Annotated in this window: 13 protein-coding genes and 1 pseudogene; 10 read left to right on the top strand and 4 right to left on the bottom strand. The window is 50.7% G+C overall.

Going from position 1 to position 16,883, the window contains the following annotated elements:
* Positions 1 to 208 precede the first annotated feature (208 nt).
* The 5 genes and pseudogenes from C2M35_RS02805 to prpF all read left to right on the top strand — a co-directional run bounded on the left by C2M35_RS02805 (position 209) and on the right by prpF (position 6,881).
* The gene (locus tag C2M35_RS02805; RefSeq protein ID WP_233999554.1) at positions 209 to 907 is read left to right on the top strand and encodes a GntR family transcriptional regulator; all 699 of its coding nucleotides are present in this window, start codon (positions 209 to 211) and stop codon (positions 905 to 907) included.
* Positions 908 to 937: 30 nt separating this feature from the next.
* Positions 938 to 1,816, top strand: coding sequence for a methylisocitrate lyase (gene prpB, locus C2M35_RS02800; RefSeq protein WP_105200460.1), 879 nt, complete (start codon positions 938 to 940; stop codon positions 1,814 to 1,816).
* Positions 1,817 to 1,851: 35 nt separating this feature from the next.
* Positions 1,852 to 2,976 (top strand): bifunctional 2-methylcitrate synthase/citrate synthase, encoded by a 1,125-nt coding sequence (gene prpC, locus C2M35_RS02795; RefSeq protein ID WP_105264559.1) that lies wholly within the window; start codon positions 1,852 to 1,854, stop codon positions 2,974 to 2,976.
* Between the two features lie 78 nt (positions 2,977 to 3,054).
* Positions 3,055 to 5,645: pseudogene (acnD, locus tag C2M35_RS02790) on the top strand (Fe/S-dependent 2-methylisocitrate dehydratase AcnD).
* 60 nt (positions 5,646 to 5,705) lie between these two features.
* Positions 5,706 to 6,881: a 2-methylaconitate cis-trans isomerase PrpF gene (gene prpF, locus C2M35_RS02785; protein WP_442792745.1), complete on the top strand. Its 1,176-nt coding sequence runs from the start codon at positions 5,706 to 5,708 to the stop codon at positions 6,879 to 6,881.
* A gap of 51 nt (positions 6,882 to 6,932) precedes the next feature.
* On the opposite strand, the gene C2M35_RS02780 is transcribed toward prpF, so the two are convergent.
* On the bottom strand, positions 6,933 to 7,322 hold the full coding sequence (locus C2M35_RS02780) for a hypothetical protein (RefSeq protein WP_105200458.1): 390 nt from the start codon (positions 7,320 to 7,322) through the stop codon (positions 6,933 to 6,935).
* Positions 7,323 to 7,484: 162 nt separating this feature from the next.
* On the opposite strand from C2M35_RS02780, the gene C2M35_RS02775 reads away from it, so the two are divergent.
* Complete coding sequence (locus tag C2M35_RS02775; protein ID WP_105264558.1) at positions 7,485 to 8,237, top strand: Nif3-like dinuclear metal center hexameric protein; 753 nt, start codon at positions 7,485 to 7,487, stop codon at positions 8,235 to 8,237.
* A 256-nt stretch (positions 8,238 to 8,493) separates the two neighbouring features.
* Here the strand turns inward: C2M35_RS02775 and C2M35_RS02770 are convergent, their stop codons facing one another.
* Positions 8,494 to 9,384 (bottom strand): LysR substrate-binding domain-containing protein, encoded by an 891-nt coding sequence (locus C2M35_RS02770; protein WP_105200456.1) that lies wholly within the window; start codon positions 9,382 to 9,384, stop codon positions 8,494 to 8,496.
* A 301-nt stretch (positions 9,385 to 9,685) separates the two neighbouring features.
* On the opposite strand from C2M35_RS02770, the gene metE reads away from it, so the two are divergent.
* The 3 genes from metE (at position 9,686) to C2M35_RS02755 (ending at position 14,193) form a co-directional block, all read left to right on the top strand.
* Positions 9,686 to 11,959: a 5-methyltetrahydropteroyltriglutamate--homocysteine S-methyltransferase gene (gene metE / locus C2M35_RS02765; protein ID WP_105264557.1), complete on the top strand. Its 2,274-nt coding sequence runs from the start codon at positions 9,686 to 9,688 to the stop codon at positions 11,957 to 11,959.
* A 120-nt stretch (positions 11,960 to 12,079) separates the two neighbouring features.
* Positions 12,080 to 13,123 carry a dihydroorotase gene (pyrC, locus tag C2M35_RS02760; protein ID WP_105200454.1) on the top strand — a complete coding sequence of 348 codons (1,044 nt, stop codon included), beginning with the start codon at positions 12,080 to 12,082 and terminating at the stop codon, positions 13,121 to 13,123.
* 230 nt (positions 13,124 to 13,353) lie between these two features.
* A complete protein-coding gene (locus tag C2M35_RS02755; protein ID WP_105200453.1) occupies positions 13,354 to 14,193 on the top strand; it encodes an isopenicillin N synthase family dioxygenase in 840 nt (279 codons plus the stop codon).
* Between the two features lie 68 nt (positions 14,194 to 14,261).
* Here the strand turns inward: C2M35_RS02755 and C2M35_RS02750 are convergent, their stop codons facing one another.
* Positions 14,262 to 15,023, bottom strand: coding sequence for a DUF3307 domain-containing protein (locus C2M35_RS02750; RefSeq protein ID WP_105264556.1), 762 nt, complete (start codon positions 15,021 to 15,023; stop codon positions 14,262 to 14,264).
* Positions 15,016 to 15,639 (bottom strand): hypothetical protein, encoded by a 624-nt coding sequence (locus C2M35_RS02745; RefSeq protein WP_105200451.1) that lies wholly within the window; start codon positions 15,637 to 15,639, stop codon positions 15,016 to 15,018. The genes C2M35_RS02750 and C2M35_RS02745 overlap by 8 nt, the downstream gene beginning before the upstream one ends.
* Positions 15,640 to 15,985: 346 nt before the next feature.
* Between C2M35_RS02745 and nagK the strand changes: the two genes are divergently transcribed.
* Entirely contained in the window at positions 15,986 to 16,882 is an 897-nt protein-coding gene (nagK, locus tag C2M35_RS02740; protein ID WP_105264555.1) for an N-acetylglucosamine kinase, read from the top strand.
* Position 16,883 lies beyond the last annotated feature (1 nt).

The raw sequence follows: 16,883 nt of genomic DNA, 5'->3' as shown, positions 1-16,883 counted from the left end.
GGGCAAATAATCTAGGCATAGTGTATCGCATCACCATAGTGAATGCCGATGTTTTTAAAGTGTCGACATTTTTGTTTTAATTTTACACAAAGTGCTAACTTTAGCCGGTATAAACAGGATTTATGTCGACAATGCGGGGCGTACGGTTGACAATATCCCCATCCTCTCCCATAGTAGGTGCCAAGATTGTCGACAATTTGAGAAAGGCGTGAGCAATCAATCCGTGACTAATGAATCAATAGAACCGCAAAACCAGGTGACAACCGCAGTAGACCAAGTCTTTGTGGAGCTGCGCCGCGCCATCGTCGAGGGAGACGTGGCACAGGGGTCGAAAATTTCCGAGCCGGAATTGGCAAAACGCTATGGTGTATCGCGCGCCACCCTGCGCGATGCCTTAAACCGTTTAGAAGCCTGCAACCTGGTTGAGCGCAAAGCCAATGTCGGTTGTCGCGTGGTGGCCTTGACGCCGGAGCGCCTTATCGAGGTGTATCAGGTGCGTGCCGCCCTCGAAGGTTTGGCCTGTCGGCTTGCCGCGCAGAACATGAGCGACGAGGAAATTGCCAATATTAAAGCCTTGTTAAACAAGCATCTTAATGAGCAACGAGTGAAAGAGGGGGAGTCCTATTACCAAGAGGCTGGCGACCTGGATTTTCACTATCGCATCATTAAGGGTTCAAAAAACGAGCACCTATTTAATTTGCTAATTCACGATTTATATCAGCTTATTCGCATGTACCGAGTGCAAATGGGGATGACGGGCCCTCGAGTTTCCAAAGCATTTGACGAACATTTGGCTATTATTAACGCCATTGAAAATCGTGATGGCGAATTGGCTGAGATGTTGATGAAGCGACATATCAGCTATTCAATGAATAACATAGAAAATAAATTTAACGCGGCGCAATAACCGCAACCGTTCACAGAGCAGGAGTTTACAATGTCCGCAGGAAAAAAATTTAGAGACGCATTAACAGCCAATCAGCCATTGCAGATTGTCGGCACTATCAATGCTTACTGTGCCATGATGGCTAAACAACTAGGCCATCAGGCTATTTATCTGTCCGGTGGTGGCGTGGCCAACGCCTCATACGGTCTGCCTGACTTAGGTATGACTTCATTGAACGATGTGATTGCCGATGTACAGCGTATTACCTCGGCCTGCGACTTACCGCTAATGGTGGATATCGACACGGGTTGGGGCGGTGCATTTAACATTGCCAAGACCATCCGCGATATGGAAAAAGCCGGTGCCGCTGCGGTGCACATCGAAGACCAGGTGGCGCAAAAGCGCTGTGGTCACCGTCCAAATAAAGAAATCGTTCCCGTTGAAGAAATGGTCGACCGTATTAAAGCGGCGGTAGATGCCCGTACCGACCCAGATTTCTTCATCATGGCTCGTACCGACTCATTTGCCCAAGAAGGCTTAGAAGCCGCTATTGCACGTGCCAAGGCTTATGTGGCCGCCGGTGCCGACGGTATCTTTGCCGAAGCGGTACAAACCGAAGAGCATTACCGCGCCTTTGCCGACGCCTTAGACGTGCCAATCCTTGCGAACATCACCGAGTTCGGTAAAACCGAATTGTGGAACTGCAAAGAGCTAGGCGAGTGGGGTGTGGACATGGTGCTTTACCCATTGTCGGCATTCCGTGCCATGAACAAGGCGGCAGAAAACGTATACAAATCGATTCTGGCTAACGGCGATCAAAAAGCCGTAATAGACACCATGCAAACTCGTATGGAGCTGTACGATTATCTTGGCTATCACGAATACGAACAAAAACTCGATGCCCTTTTTGCCGAAGGCAAGAATAAGTAACCGAGTTTCAACAGGAAAAATTCAGGAGAATTATTATGGTAGATAAAGCATTAGGTGGCGCGGGTCTGCGCGGTCAAGAAGCGGGTCAAACAGCCCTTTGTACGGTAGGTAAAACAGGTTCAGGCCTGACTTATTGTGGTTATGACATCAGCGAGCTGGCGGATAAAGTACAGTTCGAAGAAGTGGCCTTTTTACTTTCGCGCGGTGAGCTACCTACCGCAGGTGAATTGGTTGAATACAAAGCCAAGCTTAAATCACTGCGCGGCCTACCGGCGGCACTTAAAACAGTGCTAGAAGCCATTCCAAAAGATGCGCACCCAATGGATGTGATGCGTACCGGCTGTTCTATGCTGGGTAACCTGGAAATGGAAACCGATTTCGACCAGGCCAATGATGCCATCGATCGCATGGTTGCTATTTTCCCAAGCATCATCTGTTACTGGTACCGCTTTAGCCACGATGGCGTGCGCATTGACGTTGAAACCGATGACGATTCGGTGGGCGCTCACTTCCTACATCTGTTACACGACAAAGCGCCATCGCAGTTGTTTGCAGACGTGATGAATGTGTCTTTGATTCTCTATGCAGAGCACGAGTTTAACGCCTCAACCTTCACCGCTCGCGTATGTGCGTCAACCCTGTCTGACATTCATTCATGCGTAACCGGTGCTATCGGTTCACTGCGTGGTCCATTGCACGGTGGTGCTAACGAAGCGGCGATGGAACTGATTGAGCGTTTCAGCAATGCCGATGAAGCCGAGCAGGAGCTGATGGGCATGCTTGAGCGCAAAGAGAAGATCATGGGCTTCGGTCATGCGATTTACCGTGAAAGCGATCCGCGTAATGTGATCATCAAAAAATGGTCAGAGCGTTTGGCTCAAGAGGTAGGCGATGATGTGCTTTACCCTGTGTCTGTACGTTGTGAAGAAGTGATGTGGCGCGAGAAGAAGCTATTCTGTAATGCCGATTTCTTCCACGCTTCGGCCTATCACTTTATGGGCATTCCAACCAAATTGTTTACGCCTATCTTTGTAATGAGTCGCGTAACGGGCTGGACTGCACACGTGAAAGAGCAGCGTGCTAACAACCGTATTATCCGCCCAAGTGCGGGTTATGTCGGCCCAGAAGCGCGCCCTGTACCTGAGCTAAGCGAGCGCTAAGCCACGGCTTAGCGACCTAGCCTGTCGGTGCGGCACATTCGTTGGCGCACCACATCCATTCGCAATGTAGAGATGATTATGAATACCCAATACCGTAAGACGCTGCCGGGCTCAGAGCTGGTTTATTACGATACCCGAGCGGCCGTTGATGCAATCGAAGCTGGCGCCTACGATGGCTTGCCTTATACCTCTAAAGTGCTTGCCGAAAACCTGGTTCGCCGTTGTAACCCTGAAGATTTAACGCAAAGCCTTGAGCAGCTTATTTATCGTAAGCGCGAGCATGATTTCCCTTGGTTCCCGGCCCGCGTGGTGTGCCACGATATCTTAGGTCAAACGGCGCTGGTGGATCTTGCCGGTCTGCGTGATGCCATTGCTGCCAAAGGCGGCGATCCGGCCAAGGTAAACCCCGTGGTACCGACCCAATTGATCGTTGACCACTCGTTGGCGGTCGAAGCGCCAGGCTTTGACCCAGACGCGTTCGAGAAGAACCGTGCCATTGAAGACCGTCGTAACGAAGACAGATTTCACTTTATTAACTGGACCAAAACAGCGTTTAAAAACGTTGATGTGATCCCGCCGGGTAACGGCATCATGCACCAGATCAACCTGGAGAAGATGTCGCCGGTGATCCAGGTACGCGATGGAGTCGCTTCCCAGATACCCTGGTAGGTACCGACAGTCATACCCCGCATGTTGATGCGCTGGGCGTAATCGCCGTGGGTGTGGGTGGTCTTGAAGCCGAAAGCGTGATGCTGGGTCGTGCCTCTTACATGCGCCTGCCGGACATTATTGGTGTTGAGTTGACGGGTAAGCCGCAGCCGGGCATTACCGCCACAGATATCGTACTGGCGCTGACCGAATTCCTACGTAAAGAGCGTGTGGTTTCAAGTTACCTTGAATTCTTCGGTGAGGGTGCCTCGCATCTGACTCTGGGCGATCGTGCCACCATCTCGAATATGACACCGGAATACGGTGCCACGGCGGCCATGTTCTATATCGATGAGCAAACTATCGACTATTTGAAACTGACTGGCCGTGAAGACGAGCAGGTTAAGCTGGTTGAACAATATGCCAAAGAAACTGGTTTGTGGGCCGATGCCATGACGGGTGCGAAATACGAGCGCGTATTAAGCTTTGATTTGTCCTCTGTGGGTCGTAATCTGGCCGGTCCATCAAACCCGCATGCCCGTTTAGCGACGGCGGACTTGCAAGCCCGTGGTATCGCCAAGCATGTTGAGCAAGAAGAGGGCCTGATGCCGGATGGCGCGGTCATTATCGCCGCTATCACCAGCTGTACCAATACCTCTAACCCGCGCAACGTGATTGCCGCAGCCTTGTTAGCCCGTAACGCCAACAAGTTTGGCTTAGTGCGCAAGCCTTGGGTGAAAACCTCACTGGCACCGGGTTCAAAAGCGGTAAAACTTTATTTAGAAGAAGCGAATCTGCTGCCTGAACTGGAAGCCCTGGGCTTCGGCGTGGTGGGTTTTGCCTGTACCTCATGTAACGGCATGAGTGGCGCGTTAGACCCGAAAATCCAGCAAGAGGTGATCGAGCGCGACCTTTACGCGACGGCGGTACTTTCAGGTAACCGTAATTTTGATGGTCGTATCCACCCCTATGCTAAACAGGCCTTTTTGGCTTCACCGCCATTGGTGGTGGCGTATGCCATTGCCGGTACCATACGTTTCGACATCGAAAAAGATGCCCTGGGATATGATAAGCAAGGTCAGCCTATTACCTTGAAGGATCTATGGCCAAGCGACGAAGAAATCGATGCGGTTATTGCCAAGAGCGTGAAGCCAGAGCACTTCCGTCAGGTGTACGAACCCATGTTCGATTTAGAAGTGGATTACGGTGAAAAGAACAATCCATTGTACGACTGGCGCGAAATGAGCACCTATATTCGTCGTCCTCCTTATTGGGAAGGGGCGCTTGCGGCACCACGTACCATGAAAGACATGCGTCCACTGGCGGTGCTAGGTGACAACATCACTACCGACCACTTGTCACCATCGAATGCGATTCTGGCCAGCAGTGCGGCCGGTGAATACCTGGCGAAAATGGGTCTGCCTGAAGAAGATTTTAACTCGTACGCCACGCACCGTGGTGACCACCTAACGGCGCAACGTGCCACCTTCGCTAACCCTAAGCTGTTTAACGAAATGGTGCGCGATGAAAACGGTGAGGTGAAGCAAGGTTCACTGGCGCGTATTGAGCCAGAAGGCCAGGTTACTCGTATGTGGGAAGCCATTGAAACCTATATGGAGCGTAAGCAACCGCTATGTATCGTTGCCGGTGCCGACTATGGTCAGGGTTCAAGCCGTGACTGGGCAGCCAAAGGCGTTCGCCTAGCGGGTGTGGAAGTGATCATCGCCGAAGGTTTCGAGCGTATTCACCGTACCAACTTGATTGGCATGGGTGTGTTACCTCTGGAGTTTAAAGCGGGTGAAAACCGTAAGACCTTTAACCTTGATGGTAGCGAGACCTATACGGTGTTAGGCGAGCCAGCACCGGGTGCGGATATGCAAGTGCAGATCACCCGCGCCAATGGTGAACAGCTGACTATTACCACCAAATGTCGCCTTGATACCCAAGAGGAATTGTCCATCTACAGTGCAGGCGGTGTATTGCAACGCTTTGCGCAGGACTTCCTTGAAGGCTCAGTATAAATTGCAGAAGGTGAGAGCCCATTTTTAGAGGTGGGATCTCACCTTTTTTTGAGGTTAATAATGACACAACAGCTAAAAATACCGGCAACCTATATGCGCGGAGGCACCAGTAAAGGGGTGTTCTTTGCACTGCATGACTTGCCTGCACAAGCGCAGCAGCCGGGCGCCTATCGTGATGCCTTGCTTTTGCGGGTCATCGGCAGCCCTGATCCCTACGGCAAACATACCGATGGCATGGGTGGGGCGACATCCAGTACCAGTAAAACGGTGATCTTATCCAAAAGCGATAAGGCGGATCATGATGTTGACTACCTGTTTGGCCAGGTTGCTATTGATAAGCCGTTTATCGATTGGAGCGGTAACTGTGGCAACCTAACCGCTGCGGTGGGTGCCTTTGCCATTAATAATGGCTTGGTGGATGCGTCACGCATTTGTGAAAATGGCATCACCGAAGTGCGGATCTGGCAGGCCAATATTCACAAAACCATTGTCGCTCATGTGCCTATGTGTGATGGCTTGGTGCAAGAGCTTGGTGACTTTGAACTCGATGGTGTGACCTTTCCCGCCGCTGAGGTGAAGGTCGACTTCTTATCGCCTGTCGGTGATGGTGCAGTACTGCCAACGGGTAACCTGGTCGATACCTTAGTGGTGCCGGGCGAGGGCGAGCTACAGGCAAGTTTTATCAATGCCGGTATCCCTACTATTTTCGTGAATGCCAGCGAGCTGGGTTACAGCGGGGCAGAGCTGCAGGACGATATCAATAATGATGAGAAGGCCTTAGCACGCTTTGAGCGTATTCGTGCTTATGGTGCGGTGCAAATGGGGCTGATCAGTGATATTGAAGAGGCGAAAACGCGCCAGCATACGCCGAAAATCGCCATGGTGGCACCGGCAAGCAGCTATGTGGCATCCAGCGGCAAGCGCATTGATGCGGCAGATATAGATGTACAGGTTCGCGCCTTGTCCATGGGTAAGCTGCACCATGCCATGATGGGCACCGCCGCCGTTGCCATCGCTACCGCGGCCGCCATCGAAGGCACCTTGGTGAACCTGGCTGCAGGTGGTGTAGCACGCCAGTCGCTGACCTTTGGCCACCCTTCGGGCACGCTGCAAGTGGGTGCAGCGGTAAATATGCTTGATGGTCAGGCTGATGTGCACAGTGTCAGCATGAGCCGCAGTGCCCGCCGCTTAATGGAAGGCTGGGTGCGTGTACCAGAGCCTGAATTAGGCGAGTAGACATAAAAAAAGCCGCTTCAAGCGGCTTTTTTTATTAAAGCAGAAGGTGAATTAGACAACGCCACGCGGTAGGCGACAGTCGTGCTCTTTCTCTGCAAGCTCTTTAATCCAAAATTCTTCGGCAGTGAAACCATCTTTGTTTTCACTAACGACAGTAAAGGCAGCCTTTTTCTCAGTTGCTTTTGCCGCAGGAGCCGCTTTTTTGGTTGTTGTTTTTTTGCTTGCTTTGGCAGGAGCCTTTTCTTCTACTTTAGCGACTGTTTCTGTTTTACCAGAAGTAAGCTCTTCAGTAAGTTCAGCTACCTCAGCAAGGCGCATGTTTTTGCCGCCATCAATGCTGTACCAGCCAGGCTTGGTGGTGATTTCTGGCTTTTTGCCATTCGCCGCTTCATACGCAGCTTCAAAAGCAGCTAACACTTCTGTTTTGTCTAGTTTACTCATCAAAAGATCCTAGTCGTTAACGCAGGTTAATTTTATTACAAGTATATATTTATACCCATTTGTCCTGGGATTTTCAATTTTTTGTGGCGAAATTGCTAATTTCCTTTATTTTTTCCGCCAATGACGGGAAAATTTAGGCCTAAATTAGGTCATGAGGTGATTATGAAACGCAACGAGCTACTCGCTATTTTGAATGCCAAGCTGGCACCGGAGCAAATCAAAGACTTTTGTCCCAATGGTCTGCAGGTTGAAGGCACCGAGCATATTAAAAAAATCGTCACCGGAGTGACCGCCAGTCAGGCCCTGGTCGATAAGGCCATAGAGCTGCAAGCCGATGCCCTGGTTGTGCACCATGGCTACTTTTGGAAGGGTGAGTCGCAAGTGATCAGTGGCATGAAAAAGCGCCGCCTAAAAGCGCTGCTGGCGGCGGATATTAACCTGTTCGCCTACCACTTACCCTTGGATGTGCACCCCGAGCTAGGTAATAACGCCCAGCTTGCTAAGCTACTGGGCATCGAGATCCTGGGCGGCATGGAGCCGGGACCAGTTAGCGTGCCGGTGTGGGGTAAGCTCAACGAGCCTGTCAGTGGCGAGGAATTTACCAAGCGCATTGAATCCGTGCTCGGGCGCACGCCGCTCAGCTCTGTGGTGCGCTCTGAGGTGATTGAAACCATAGGCCTGTGTACCGGCGGTGGTCAGGGTTATATCGACCTGGCGGCGGCGCAAGGTTTGGATGCCTACCTGACCGGCGAGGCCTCGGAGCAAACCATACATAGTTCCACCGAGCAGGGCATAGATTTCTTTGCCGCCGGGCACCACGCCACCGAGCGCTATGGTGCTAAGGCGCTGGGGGAGTTTTTAGCGGATGAGTTTGGTTTGGATGTAACCTTTATTGACATCGACAATCCGGTATAAAGATTATACCAATTCACTTAAATAGCTAATCACCCTAGCGGGCTAAATATCGTGCTAACTGTGTTGAAATTTTTCGATGTACGCCTACACGGATGTAGGCGGTAGAGCGGCGCAGGAGCCAAAGCCGAGAATAACTACATAAAAAAATTCCGCCTTGTTATCACATCATTTATCCAGCGCTATATCTGATCACATACTTAACAGAATTGGTATTAAAAGGAGCCAGGGGCTCCTTTTTTATTGTCGCTGCAACAAATTATTTGCGGCTGTTATTTTGCTTACAGGTATTAAGGAAGTGGCGGTAAACCGGGTTGTCCTTCATTTCTTTTTTCATCGCCAAATACATGGGGCGGTTCAATCCCAGGGCGCCTAAAGGAATTGACTTGATCAAGCCCTGCGCCTCATAGGGCGTCACCAGCCAATCCGGCAGGGCGGCCACGCCCATGCCTGCACTGACCAATTGGAAAATCAACAAGCCCTGATCCACGGTTTTTAAGGTGCCATCGAAACGGGCATTTTGAATAAAGTGTTTGAATATATCCTGTCGTTCCCGCGGAATAGGGTAGGAGATGATGGTCTCATCTTTTAAATCTAAGGCGGTCACATAAGCTTTATTGGCCAAGGGGTGGTCCGGCGCCACGATAAGCTTAAGTTTAAAATCAAACAGGTGGGCAAATTCCAAGCGATCCGGCTCACGAATGTCCGAGGTCAGAACCAGATCTAAATCCCCATCAAGCAGCTCGGGAATGGCGTCATAACTAAACCCGCGTTCATAATCCACATGTATATCGGGCCAGAAATTATTGAATTCTTTAATGGTCGGCAGCAACCAGTGAAAACAGGCGTGGCATTCCACACTTAGGCGCAGTTGCGAAATAGGCTGATTTAAACTTTCTTTCAGGCGGCATTTGGTGGCTTCGACCTTAGGTAACACATCCTGCGCCAGTTCTAATAGCAGCATGCCTTGAGGGGTAAAGCGCACCGGATGGGTTTTACGCTCAAACAGCTGACAATCCAGCTTGTTTTCCAAGTCTTTGATTTGATGAGATAAAGCTGACTGGGTTAGAAATAATTCACGGGCGGTATTCACTAAAGAACCGGTTTCTTTCAAGGTGGCTATGGTTTTAAGGTGTTTAATTTCAATCATCTTTAGTAAATCTCATAAAAGCCAGTCACATATCTCATAATGATTGCGACTAAACCGCGCTGGATAAATGTATAAAAGTCTAGACGGCTAAAAAATTATCACTTTTATACTCAGTTGGCTATTAAAAGATAAAATTCATTGTGAAAAATGTCTATTTTCTCTGTTTTTAAATTTATTCAGCGGTGAGTTAACGCGCTGATATGAATTTAATTCATTAGCAATGTGAGTAAGCTTCGTTTGTGTCCCCAAGATCTGAGAGGTAATGTTTAGCCATCTAAACAGCTAAACGGATATTTACATCATGGCACGTATACATAACTTAGGTTTTCCCCGTATCGGCAAACGCCGCGAATTGAAATTTGCTATCGAGGCCTACTGGGCTGGCGATATTACTCAGGAAGAGCTGCGCCAGCGCGGTGCGCAAATCCGCCAAGAAAATTGGGCAATGCAAAGCGAGGCGGGCATAGAGCTTGTGCCGGTGGGCGATTTTGCCTGGTACGATCAGGTGCTATCTACCTCTATGCTGGTAGGAGCCATTCCGGCGCGCCATCAAAGCGACAGCAGCAATGCACTGGACACCCTGTTCCGTATCGGCCGTGGTCGTGCACCAACGGGCTGCGCCTGTGCCGCCAGTGAGATGACCAAATGGTTTAATACCAACTACCACTATATTGTGCCTGAGCTAAGTGCCGAGCAGCAGTTTGCGCTGAGCTTTAACGAACTTTTTGAGCAGGTAGAAGAAGCGCAGAATTTAGGGCATAAGGTTAAGCCCGTGCTGGTTGGCCCGGTTACCTATTTGTACCTGGCTAAATGCGCCGGGGAAGAGTTCGATAAGCTCACCTTGTTGGAGCGCCTATTGCCAGTGTATCAACAGGTGCTGGCCAAGTTGGCGGCACAAGGGGTGGAGTGGGTGCAAATCGATGAGCCAATTTTGGCCTTGGAGCTGGATACCCACTACCGCAGCGCTTTAACTAAAAGCTTCGCCGCCTTGGCAAATCAGGGCGTGAAGCTGCTGCTGGCGACTTATTTTGATGAGGTGAGCGCCTACTTAAAAGATATCAGTGAGTATGCCATCGATGGCGCGCATTTCGACTTGGTTGCTACACCGCAAAACATTGAAGCGCTGGACAAAGCCCTTGGCGAGCAGCGGGTGTTGTCTATTGGGGTGATCAACGGCCGTAATATTTGGCGCGCCGATCTCAGTGCCATCTATGAGCAGGTGCAAGATATTGCCGCCCAGCGTGGTGATTCATTGTGGCTGGCGCCATCTTGCTCTTTATTGCATACCCCGGTGGACTTGGAGCAAGAGCAACTGCTGGACGGTGAATTGAAAAGCTGGTTGGCCTTTGCCAAGCAAAAAGGCGAAGAGCTTAATTTGCTGAAAGTGGCTCTGGAGCGCTGCAACACGCAAGATATCGACACTTATAGTGCACCGGTGAAAAACCGCCGTACTTCAAGCAGGGTAAACAACGCACTAGTGCAGCAGCGTGTGGCTCAGTTAAGTTTGGATCACGGTCAACGTCACAGCGAGTTTGCGGTGCGTGCTGAAAAACAGAAGGCGGCCCTGCAATTGCCACTGTTGCCGACTACTACTATTGGCTCCTTCCCGCAGACATCGGATATTCGTAAGGCCCGTCGCGACTTTAAGGCTGGGGAGTTAAGTGCCCAGGCTTATGAGCAGCAGATGCAGGAACAGATTCAATACGCGGTGCGTGAGCAAGAAGCACTGGATATAGATGTATTGGTGCATGGTGAGGCGGAGCGAAACGACATGGTCGAATACTTCGGTGAATTGCTCCATGGTTTTGCCTTTAGCCAGTTCGGTTGGGTACAAAGTTATGGCACCCGCTGTGTGAAGCCGCCTTTGATCTGGGGTGATGTGTCTCGTGCCGCGCCTATGACATTACAATGGACCCAGTATGCCCAGTCGCTCACCGACAAGCATATGAAGGGCATGCTCACGGGTCCTGTGACTATTTTGTTCTGGTCTTTTGTGCGCGATGATCTGGATAAGCCGACCATAGCTAAGCAAATTGCCTTGGCGCTGCGCGACGAGGTGGTGGATCTGCAGGATGCGGGCATTAAGGTGATTCAAATCGATGAACCGGCGTTTCGCGAGGGTATGCCACTTAAAGCCAGCCAGTGGCAAAGTTACCTTGATTGGGCGGCCTATGCCTTCCGTGTGTCGGCCAGCGGCGTTGATGACAGCACGCAAATTCACACTCATATGTGTTACAGCGAGTTCAACGACATTATTGGCGCCATTGCCGCCATGGATGCGGATGTGATCACCATAGAGACATCGCGCTCGAACATGGAGCTGCTCGATGCCTTTGAACACTTCGATTACCCCAATGATATTGGCCCTGGGGTGTATGATATCCATACCCCGAATGTGCCTGAGGTCAAATGGATCAAGGACTTGATCCACAAGGCGGCGGCGAAAGTTCCGGTTGAGCGCCTGTGGGTGAACCCGGATTGCGGCTTGAAAACCCGAGCCTGGCCGGAAACCCGTGAGGCCCTGCAAAACATGGTGATTGCCACCAAGGAGCTGCGCCAGGAATTAAGCGCCTAGCAAAAAGAGTCATAAAAGAGCGGACGTTATAAATGTCCGCTCTTTTTTAAGCCTTTCTCACCCTTTACTTTCACAGCCTTCCCTCATAAGATCACACTAAATTTCTAGTGGATAAGCGCAATGACACATACCCCGCAACGTATTACCCTCACTCGTCCTGATGATTGGCACATTCACCTTCGTGATGGCGAGCAACTAAAAGACACGGTAAGAGACGCCAGCCGCTATATCGGCCGCGCCATCATCATGCCTAATTTGGTGCCACCGGCGACCTGTACCGACACGGCGCTAGCTTATCGTGATCGCATTATGGCTGCGGGGCCAAAGGCGCATTTTGAACCCCTGATGGTGCTGTATCTCACGGATAACACCACGGCTGATGAAATTCGCAAAGCCAAGGCATCGGGTAAAATCGTTGCTGCCAAGCTGTATCCAGCCGGTGCGACCACCAACTCGGACTCAGGTGTGACCGATATCGAAAACATCTACCCTGTGCTTGAAGCCATGCAGGAAGTAGGCATGCTGTTGTTGGTTCACGGTGAGGTGACCGATTCAAGTATCGATATTTTCGACCGTGAAAAGGTCTTTATCGAAACCAAACTGAAGAAGGTAGTGAAGGACTTCCCTGAGCTTAAAGTGGTGTTAGAGCACATCACTACCAAGGATGCGGTTGAGTTTGTAAGCTCGGCCTCGGCCAATGTGGCGGCGACCATTACCGCGCATCACCTGCTTTATAACCGCAACCATATGCTTGCCGGTGGCATTCGTCCGCATTATTACTGCTTGCCTATCCTTAAGCGTAATACCCATCAGGAAGCCCTGATCGAAGCCGCCACCAGTGGTAACAGCAAGTTCTTCCTAGGTACCGATTCGGCGCCACACCTTAAGGACAAAAAAGAAGCGGCTTGTGGTTGTGCTGGTGCATACACGGCGCACGCGCCACTTGAGCTATATGCTGAAGCCTTTGAACAGGCCGGTGCCCTGGACAAGCTTGAAGCCTTTGCCAGCCACTTCGGTCCTGATTTCTACGGCATTGCCCGCAATACCGATACAGTGACCCTGGTACGTGAGCCGTGGCAAGTGCCGCAAAGCTACCCGCTGGGAGAAGACAAGGTCATTCCTATTTGTGCCGGTGAAATGCTGAACTGGCAGGTAAAGGACTAAGCTTCAGATTACTCTTAGAAAAAGCCCGATTTGTTATCGGGTTTTTTTATGCCTGTAAGGATTAGCCGCCAAGATGGATGATGGGGTGTTGATCTGCCGCAAGCAAGTTGCAGAGCCCTGCCTTTAGCGGACAATTGTCCTTATGATCTAAAGTGGCTTTGACTAAGCTCTGGCGCTAAAATGAAGCACAGTCAGTGCTTCTCGCGCTATAACAAACAGGTGAAATAACCATGCACTTACCGACAGTGGACTATCAATCGCCGAACGCGCCAGCCGAATTTGTCGAATCGCTTCGCAATACCGGTTTTGGGGTGTTAACCAACCATCCGATCCCACAATCGCTGGTGGAGTCAATTTATCAGGATTGGCAGGCTTTTTTTAACTCAGAGCAAAAGCATGAGTTTCTTTTTGATAAACAAACTCAGGACGGTTATTTCCCACCCGAGATAAGTGAAGTGGCCAAAGGCTGCAAGGTTAAAGACATCAAAGAATACTACCATGTCTATCCTAAGGGCCGGGTACCTGAGCAGCTGGAAGAGAAAATTCGTGAGTATTATCGCTTGGCCAATGAGTTTGCCAGCGAATTACTGAGCTGGGTGCAGGCCCATGCGCCGGCGGATGTGCAGGCTAAGTTCTCCATTGACCTTAAAGACATGATCAAGAATTCGGAGCAAACCTTACTGCGTATTTTGCACTATCCACCGATGACGGGCGATGAAGAGCCGGGCGCCATTCGTGCCGCCGCTCATGGCGATATCAACCTGCTGACCGTGCTGCCTGCGGCGAACGAGCCGGGGTTACAGGTGCAAACCAAAGAGGGTGGCTGGCTGGATGTTCCAAGCGACTTTGGTAATCTGATCATCAATATCGGCGATATGCTGCAAGAGGCATCTGGTGGTTACTTCCCATCGACTATTCACAGGGTAATTAACCCAACGGGTAAGGCTTCGACCAAGTCGCGTATCTCGTTACCCCTGTTTTTGCACCCACGCCCAGATGTGGTGCTGTCTGAGCGTTACACCGCCGACAGCTATTTGCAGGAGCGTTTACGCGAACTCGGCGTAAAATAACGCCCATAGAGTGACCACAAAAAAAAGCCCGTTAAAAACGGGCTTTTTTGTTTTGGCATTTATAATGCTTAGCTTATCAGTAAGGCACGGGCCGCCAGGCCGATACCGAGCGTGATCACCACGCTTAAGAGGGTGCCTAACATCACATACTCGGTAAGTTGTTTATCCTTGGCATTGGTTAAATCGCCAAAGCGAAAGACCGACTTGGCTGCAAGCACAAATCCCACCCCGGCTAATTCATCGATTATGATAAAGGTCAGCATAAGCAGGCGCTCTAACAGGCCGATGCTGTGCCCGGCCTGTGGCAGCGTTGTTCTCTTATCAGCAGCGATGCTGGCGGGCAGGTGCCAGCGCTCCAGCAGCATACGAATGGCCACGGAACTGGGGTTAAGCACTAATAAATAGGCGAGCAACAGCACATAAGTATTACTGTGCATCAGCTGAGCGTTAAACCACTGGCCGAGTGTATCGGCATCCGTTAAATAGCAGCTTAGCGCCACAAGAATAAGAATATGCGCGCCTTGGTCGACAATAAAGGGCACAAAGCCACGGCTGCTGTAGGATTTGGCAACATCAATCAGCCAGTGGCTGGTCATAATAAGTGCGGTGGCCGCCAGCACAGGGAGCCAATCACCGAGGCCGTAATAGCACTCCCAGGCCCATAATAAGGAGCCGCTCAGAGCTCCGTGCACCAAGGTATGCAATACCAACTTAGGGGATTTAAAATGGTGTTTATTGCGCTGGTGAACCCAACTTAAGGGTTGTAAAAAAAAGTCGGCGACCACATGGGCCAACAACAGCCCAAGCAGCAGGGCGATTTGCTCATTCATGTGTGTACTCCTTGGCGGCGACCGCTAGAAATTCATCGAGCAAATGATATTGCCCGGCATTGAGTAATTTGGTGACATTGGCTCGTGAGCTGCCCAGCTGAGCAGCAATAGCGGCATGATCCTTGTTTTCCAGCCAGTGATACCAGTACAGGGCCTGGGCCTGCTTTTGACTGGTGTGGTTAATTAGATGGTCAAGGAAGCGGATGTTTAAGGCAAAGCTGGCGCTCAAGGGGCTTTGATAGAGGCTTAGACTCAGGCGCTTGTTTTTAATCGTATCCAGTCCCTTACCGGAGAGCATCAGGGCGGCGCCGGTGGCGGTTTTTACATCCTGGCGATAGTTATCAATTGGCCCTATAGCTTCGCTAACACGGGCATCAAGGGCATGGCTGCGCAAATAAAGACGTAACATCAAGGTCGCTTGTAAAGGGACAGGGGCCTTGCCAAGAATGCATTGAAAAGCATCGCCGCGGTAAATGTTGAAGTGCCCATCAAAGCGTTCGCACAGGGCGCGCAAGCCTTGCTCCAAGGTATAAAGCAGGCCGTCGTATTGTGCGCCCGCCTGCTCGCTGGAGCCGACAATATCGCCGCTCAGTACTGTGTAATTGGCCGTGGACATAGATCTCCGTGTATTTTGGTTACTTAATTGAAAGTAACTGAAAATAGTTACATCTTTATTTGTAACTAAATATAGTTACTCCCCCTTAAAAGTACAAGCTTTGCTTTTTCTTGCCAGGAATGCCTGTCTTTTTGGTGTATTTAGCCAGGTGCTTAAAATTAGCAAACCATAACGATATCAGATAGCTATACCGCAAATGGGATTTTTGTTGATAAATTCTAAAAAAGTTAATGACAACGCTGTCATTAATTGGGTAACATAATTTCAACATGAAAGAGCAGGTGGTTTGAGGCAAGGCGCGTACAGCGTTTTTGCCCGGATTGAATTAAGGTATAGAGGTCTGGTAATGAGGGTAGACGCGGCAACGCAGGAGCAGCTATTTATTGGTATCGACGGCGGGGGAACCAAATGCCGGGCGACCATTTATAGCCCCACGCATGGAGTCTTGGGCACTGGCCTTGGCGGGCCCGCCAACCCCTTGCATGGTCTGGAGCGCACCTTGGAGTCGATCATAATGTCGACCCAGCAGGCGTTACGCGATGCCTCTATGAATTTGCACAGCGTTCATGAGCTGGTGGCCGGTTTAGGCCTGGCCGGGGTTAATTTGCCGAGCTTGTATGAACAGATCAGTGGTTGGCAGCACCCCTTTAAAAAAATGTACCTGACCACGGATTTGCACACCGCCTGTATTGGTGCCCATGAAGGGCAGGATGGGGCGGTTATCATCACGGGCACTGGCTCCTGTGGGTATGTCACCGTTCAGGGCAAGAGCAAAAGCTATGGTGGTCATGGTTTTGCTCAAGGCGATAAGGGCAGTGGCGCCTGGCTCGGTCTTGAAGCATTAAAGGCAGTGTTGCTCGATTTGGATGGTTTAGGGCCCCATACCCAGCTTACGGCTATGTTTACCTTACACTTTAATACGCAATCGGCGATGGTGATTGCCGAACAAATGGCAGGCCAACCCTCAAGTAGTTATGCTAAATTGGCACGTATGGTCCTGGATGCGGCGCAACAGGGCGATCCTTTGGCCACCGAGATAGTTAAAGATGGTGCCCGATATATCAGCATGATGGCCAAGCGCTTGTTGGCACTTGAGCCGCCGCGTTTATCCATGATTGGCGGCCTGGCAGAGCCCCTGCAGCCGTGGCTGGATGCGGATATTGCCGCGCGTGTCGCAACGCCCAAACAGCCGCCGGAATTAGGGGCGGTTTACTTTGCGCAACAATCGTTGGCACAGGAATAAA

Origin of the sequence: Pseudoalteromonas sp. T1lg76, assembly GCF_002964725.1 — a bacterium.
Classification (GTDB): domain Bacteria; phylum Pseudomonadota; class Gammaproteobacteria; order Enterobacterales; family Alteromonadaceae; genus Pseudoalteromonas.
This window is presented reverse-complemented; position numbering and strand designations above follow the sequence as displayed.

Excerpts from the sequence above, each read along its gene's own strand:
- C2M35_RS02755 (WP_105200453.1), top strand. The coding sequence starts at position 13,354 with ATGCACTTACCGACAGTGGACTATCAATCGCCGAACGCGCCAGCCGAA.
- C2M35_RS02770 (WP_105200456.1), bottom strand. The coding sequence starts at position 9,384 with ATGATTGAAATTAAACACCTTAAAACCATAGCCACCTTGAAAGAAACC.
- prpF (WP_442792745.1), top strand. The coding sequence starts at position 5,706 with ATGACACAACAGCTAAAAATACCGGCAACCTATATGCGCGGAGGCACC.
- prpC (WP_105264559.1), top strand. The coding sequence starts at position 1,852 with ATGGTAGATAAAGCATTAGGTGGCGCGGGTCTGCGCGGTCAAGAAGCG.
- C2M35_RS02780 (WP_105200458.1), bottom strand. The coding sequence starts at position 7,322 with ATGAGTAAACTAGACAAAACAGAAGTGTTAGCTGCTTTTGAAGCTGCG.
- pyrC (WP_105200454.1), top strand. The coding sequence starts at position 12,080 with ATGACACATACCCCGCAACGTATTACCCTCACTCGTCCTGATGATTGG.
- C2M35_RS02775 (WP_105264558.1), top strand. The coding sequence starts at position 7,485 with ATGAAACGCAACGAGCTACTCGCTATTTTGAATGCCAAGCTGGCACCG.
- nagK (WP_105264555.1), top strand. The coding sequence starts at position 15,986 with ATGAGGGTAGACGCGGCAACGCAGGAGCAGCTATTTATTGGTATCGAC.
- C2M35_RS02745 (WP_105200451.1), bottom strand. The coding sequence starts at position 15,639 with ATGTCCACGGCCAATTACACAGTACTGAGCGGCGATATTGTCGGCTCC.
- prpB (WP_105200460.1), top strand. The coding sequence starts at position 938 with ATGTCCGCAGGAAAAAAATTTAGAGACGCATTAACAGCCAATCAGCCA.
- metE (WP_105264557.1), top strand. The coding sequence starts at position 9,686 with ATGGCACGTATACATAACTTAGGTTTTCCCCGTATCGGCAAACGCCGC.
- C2M35_RS02750 (WP_105264556.1), bottom strand. The coding sequence starts at position 15,023 with ATGAATGAGCAAATCGCCCTGCTGCTTGGGCTGTTGTTGGCCCATGTG.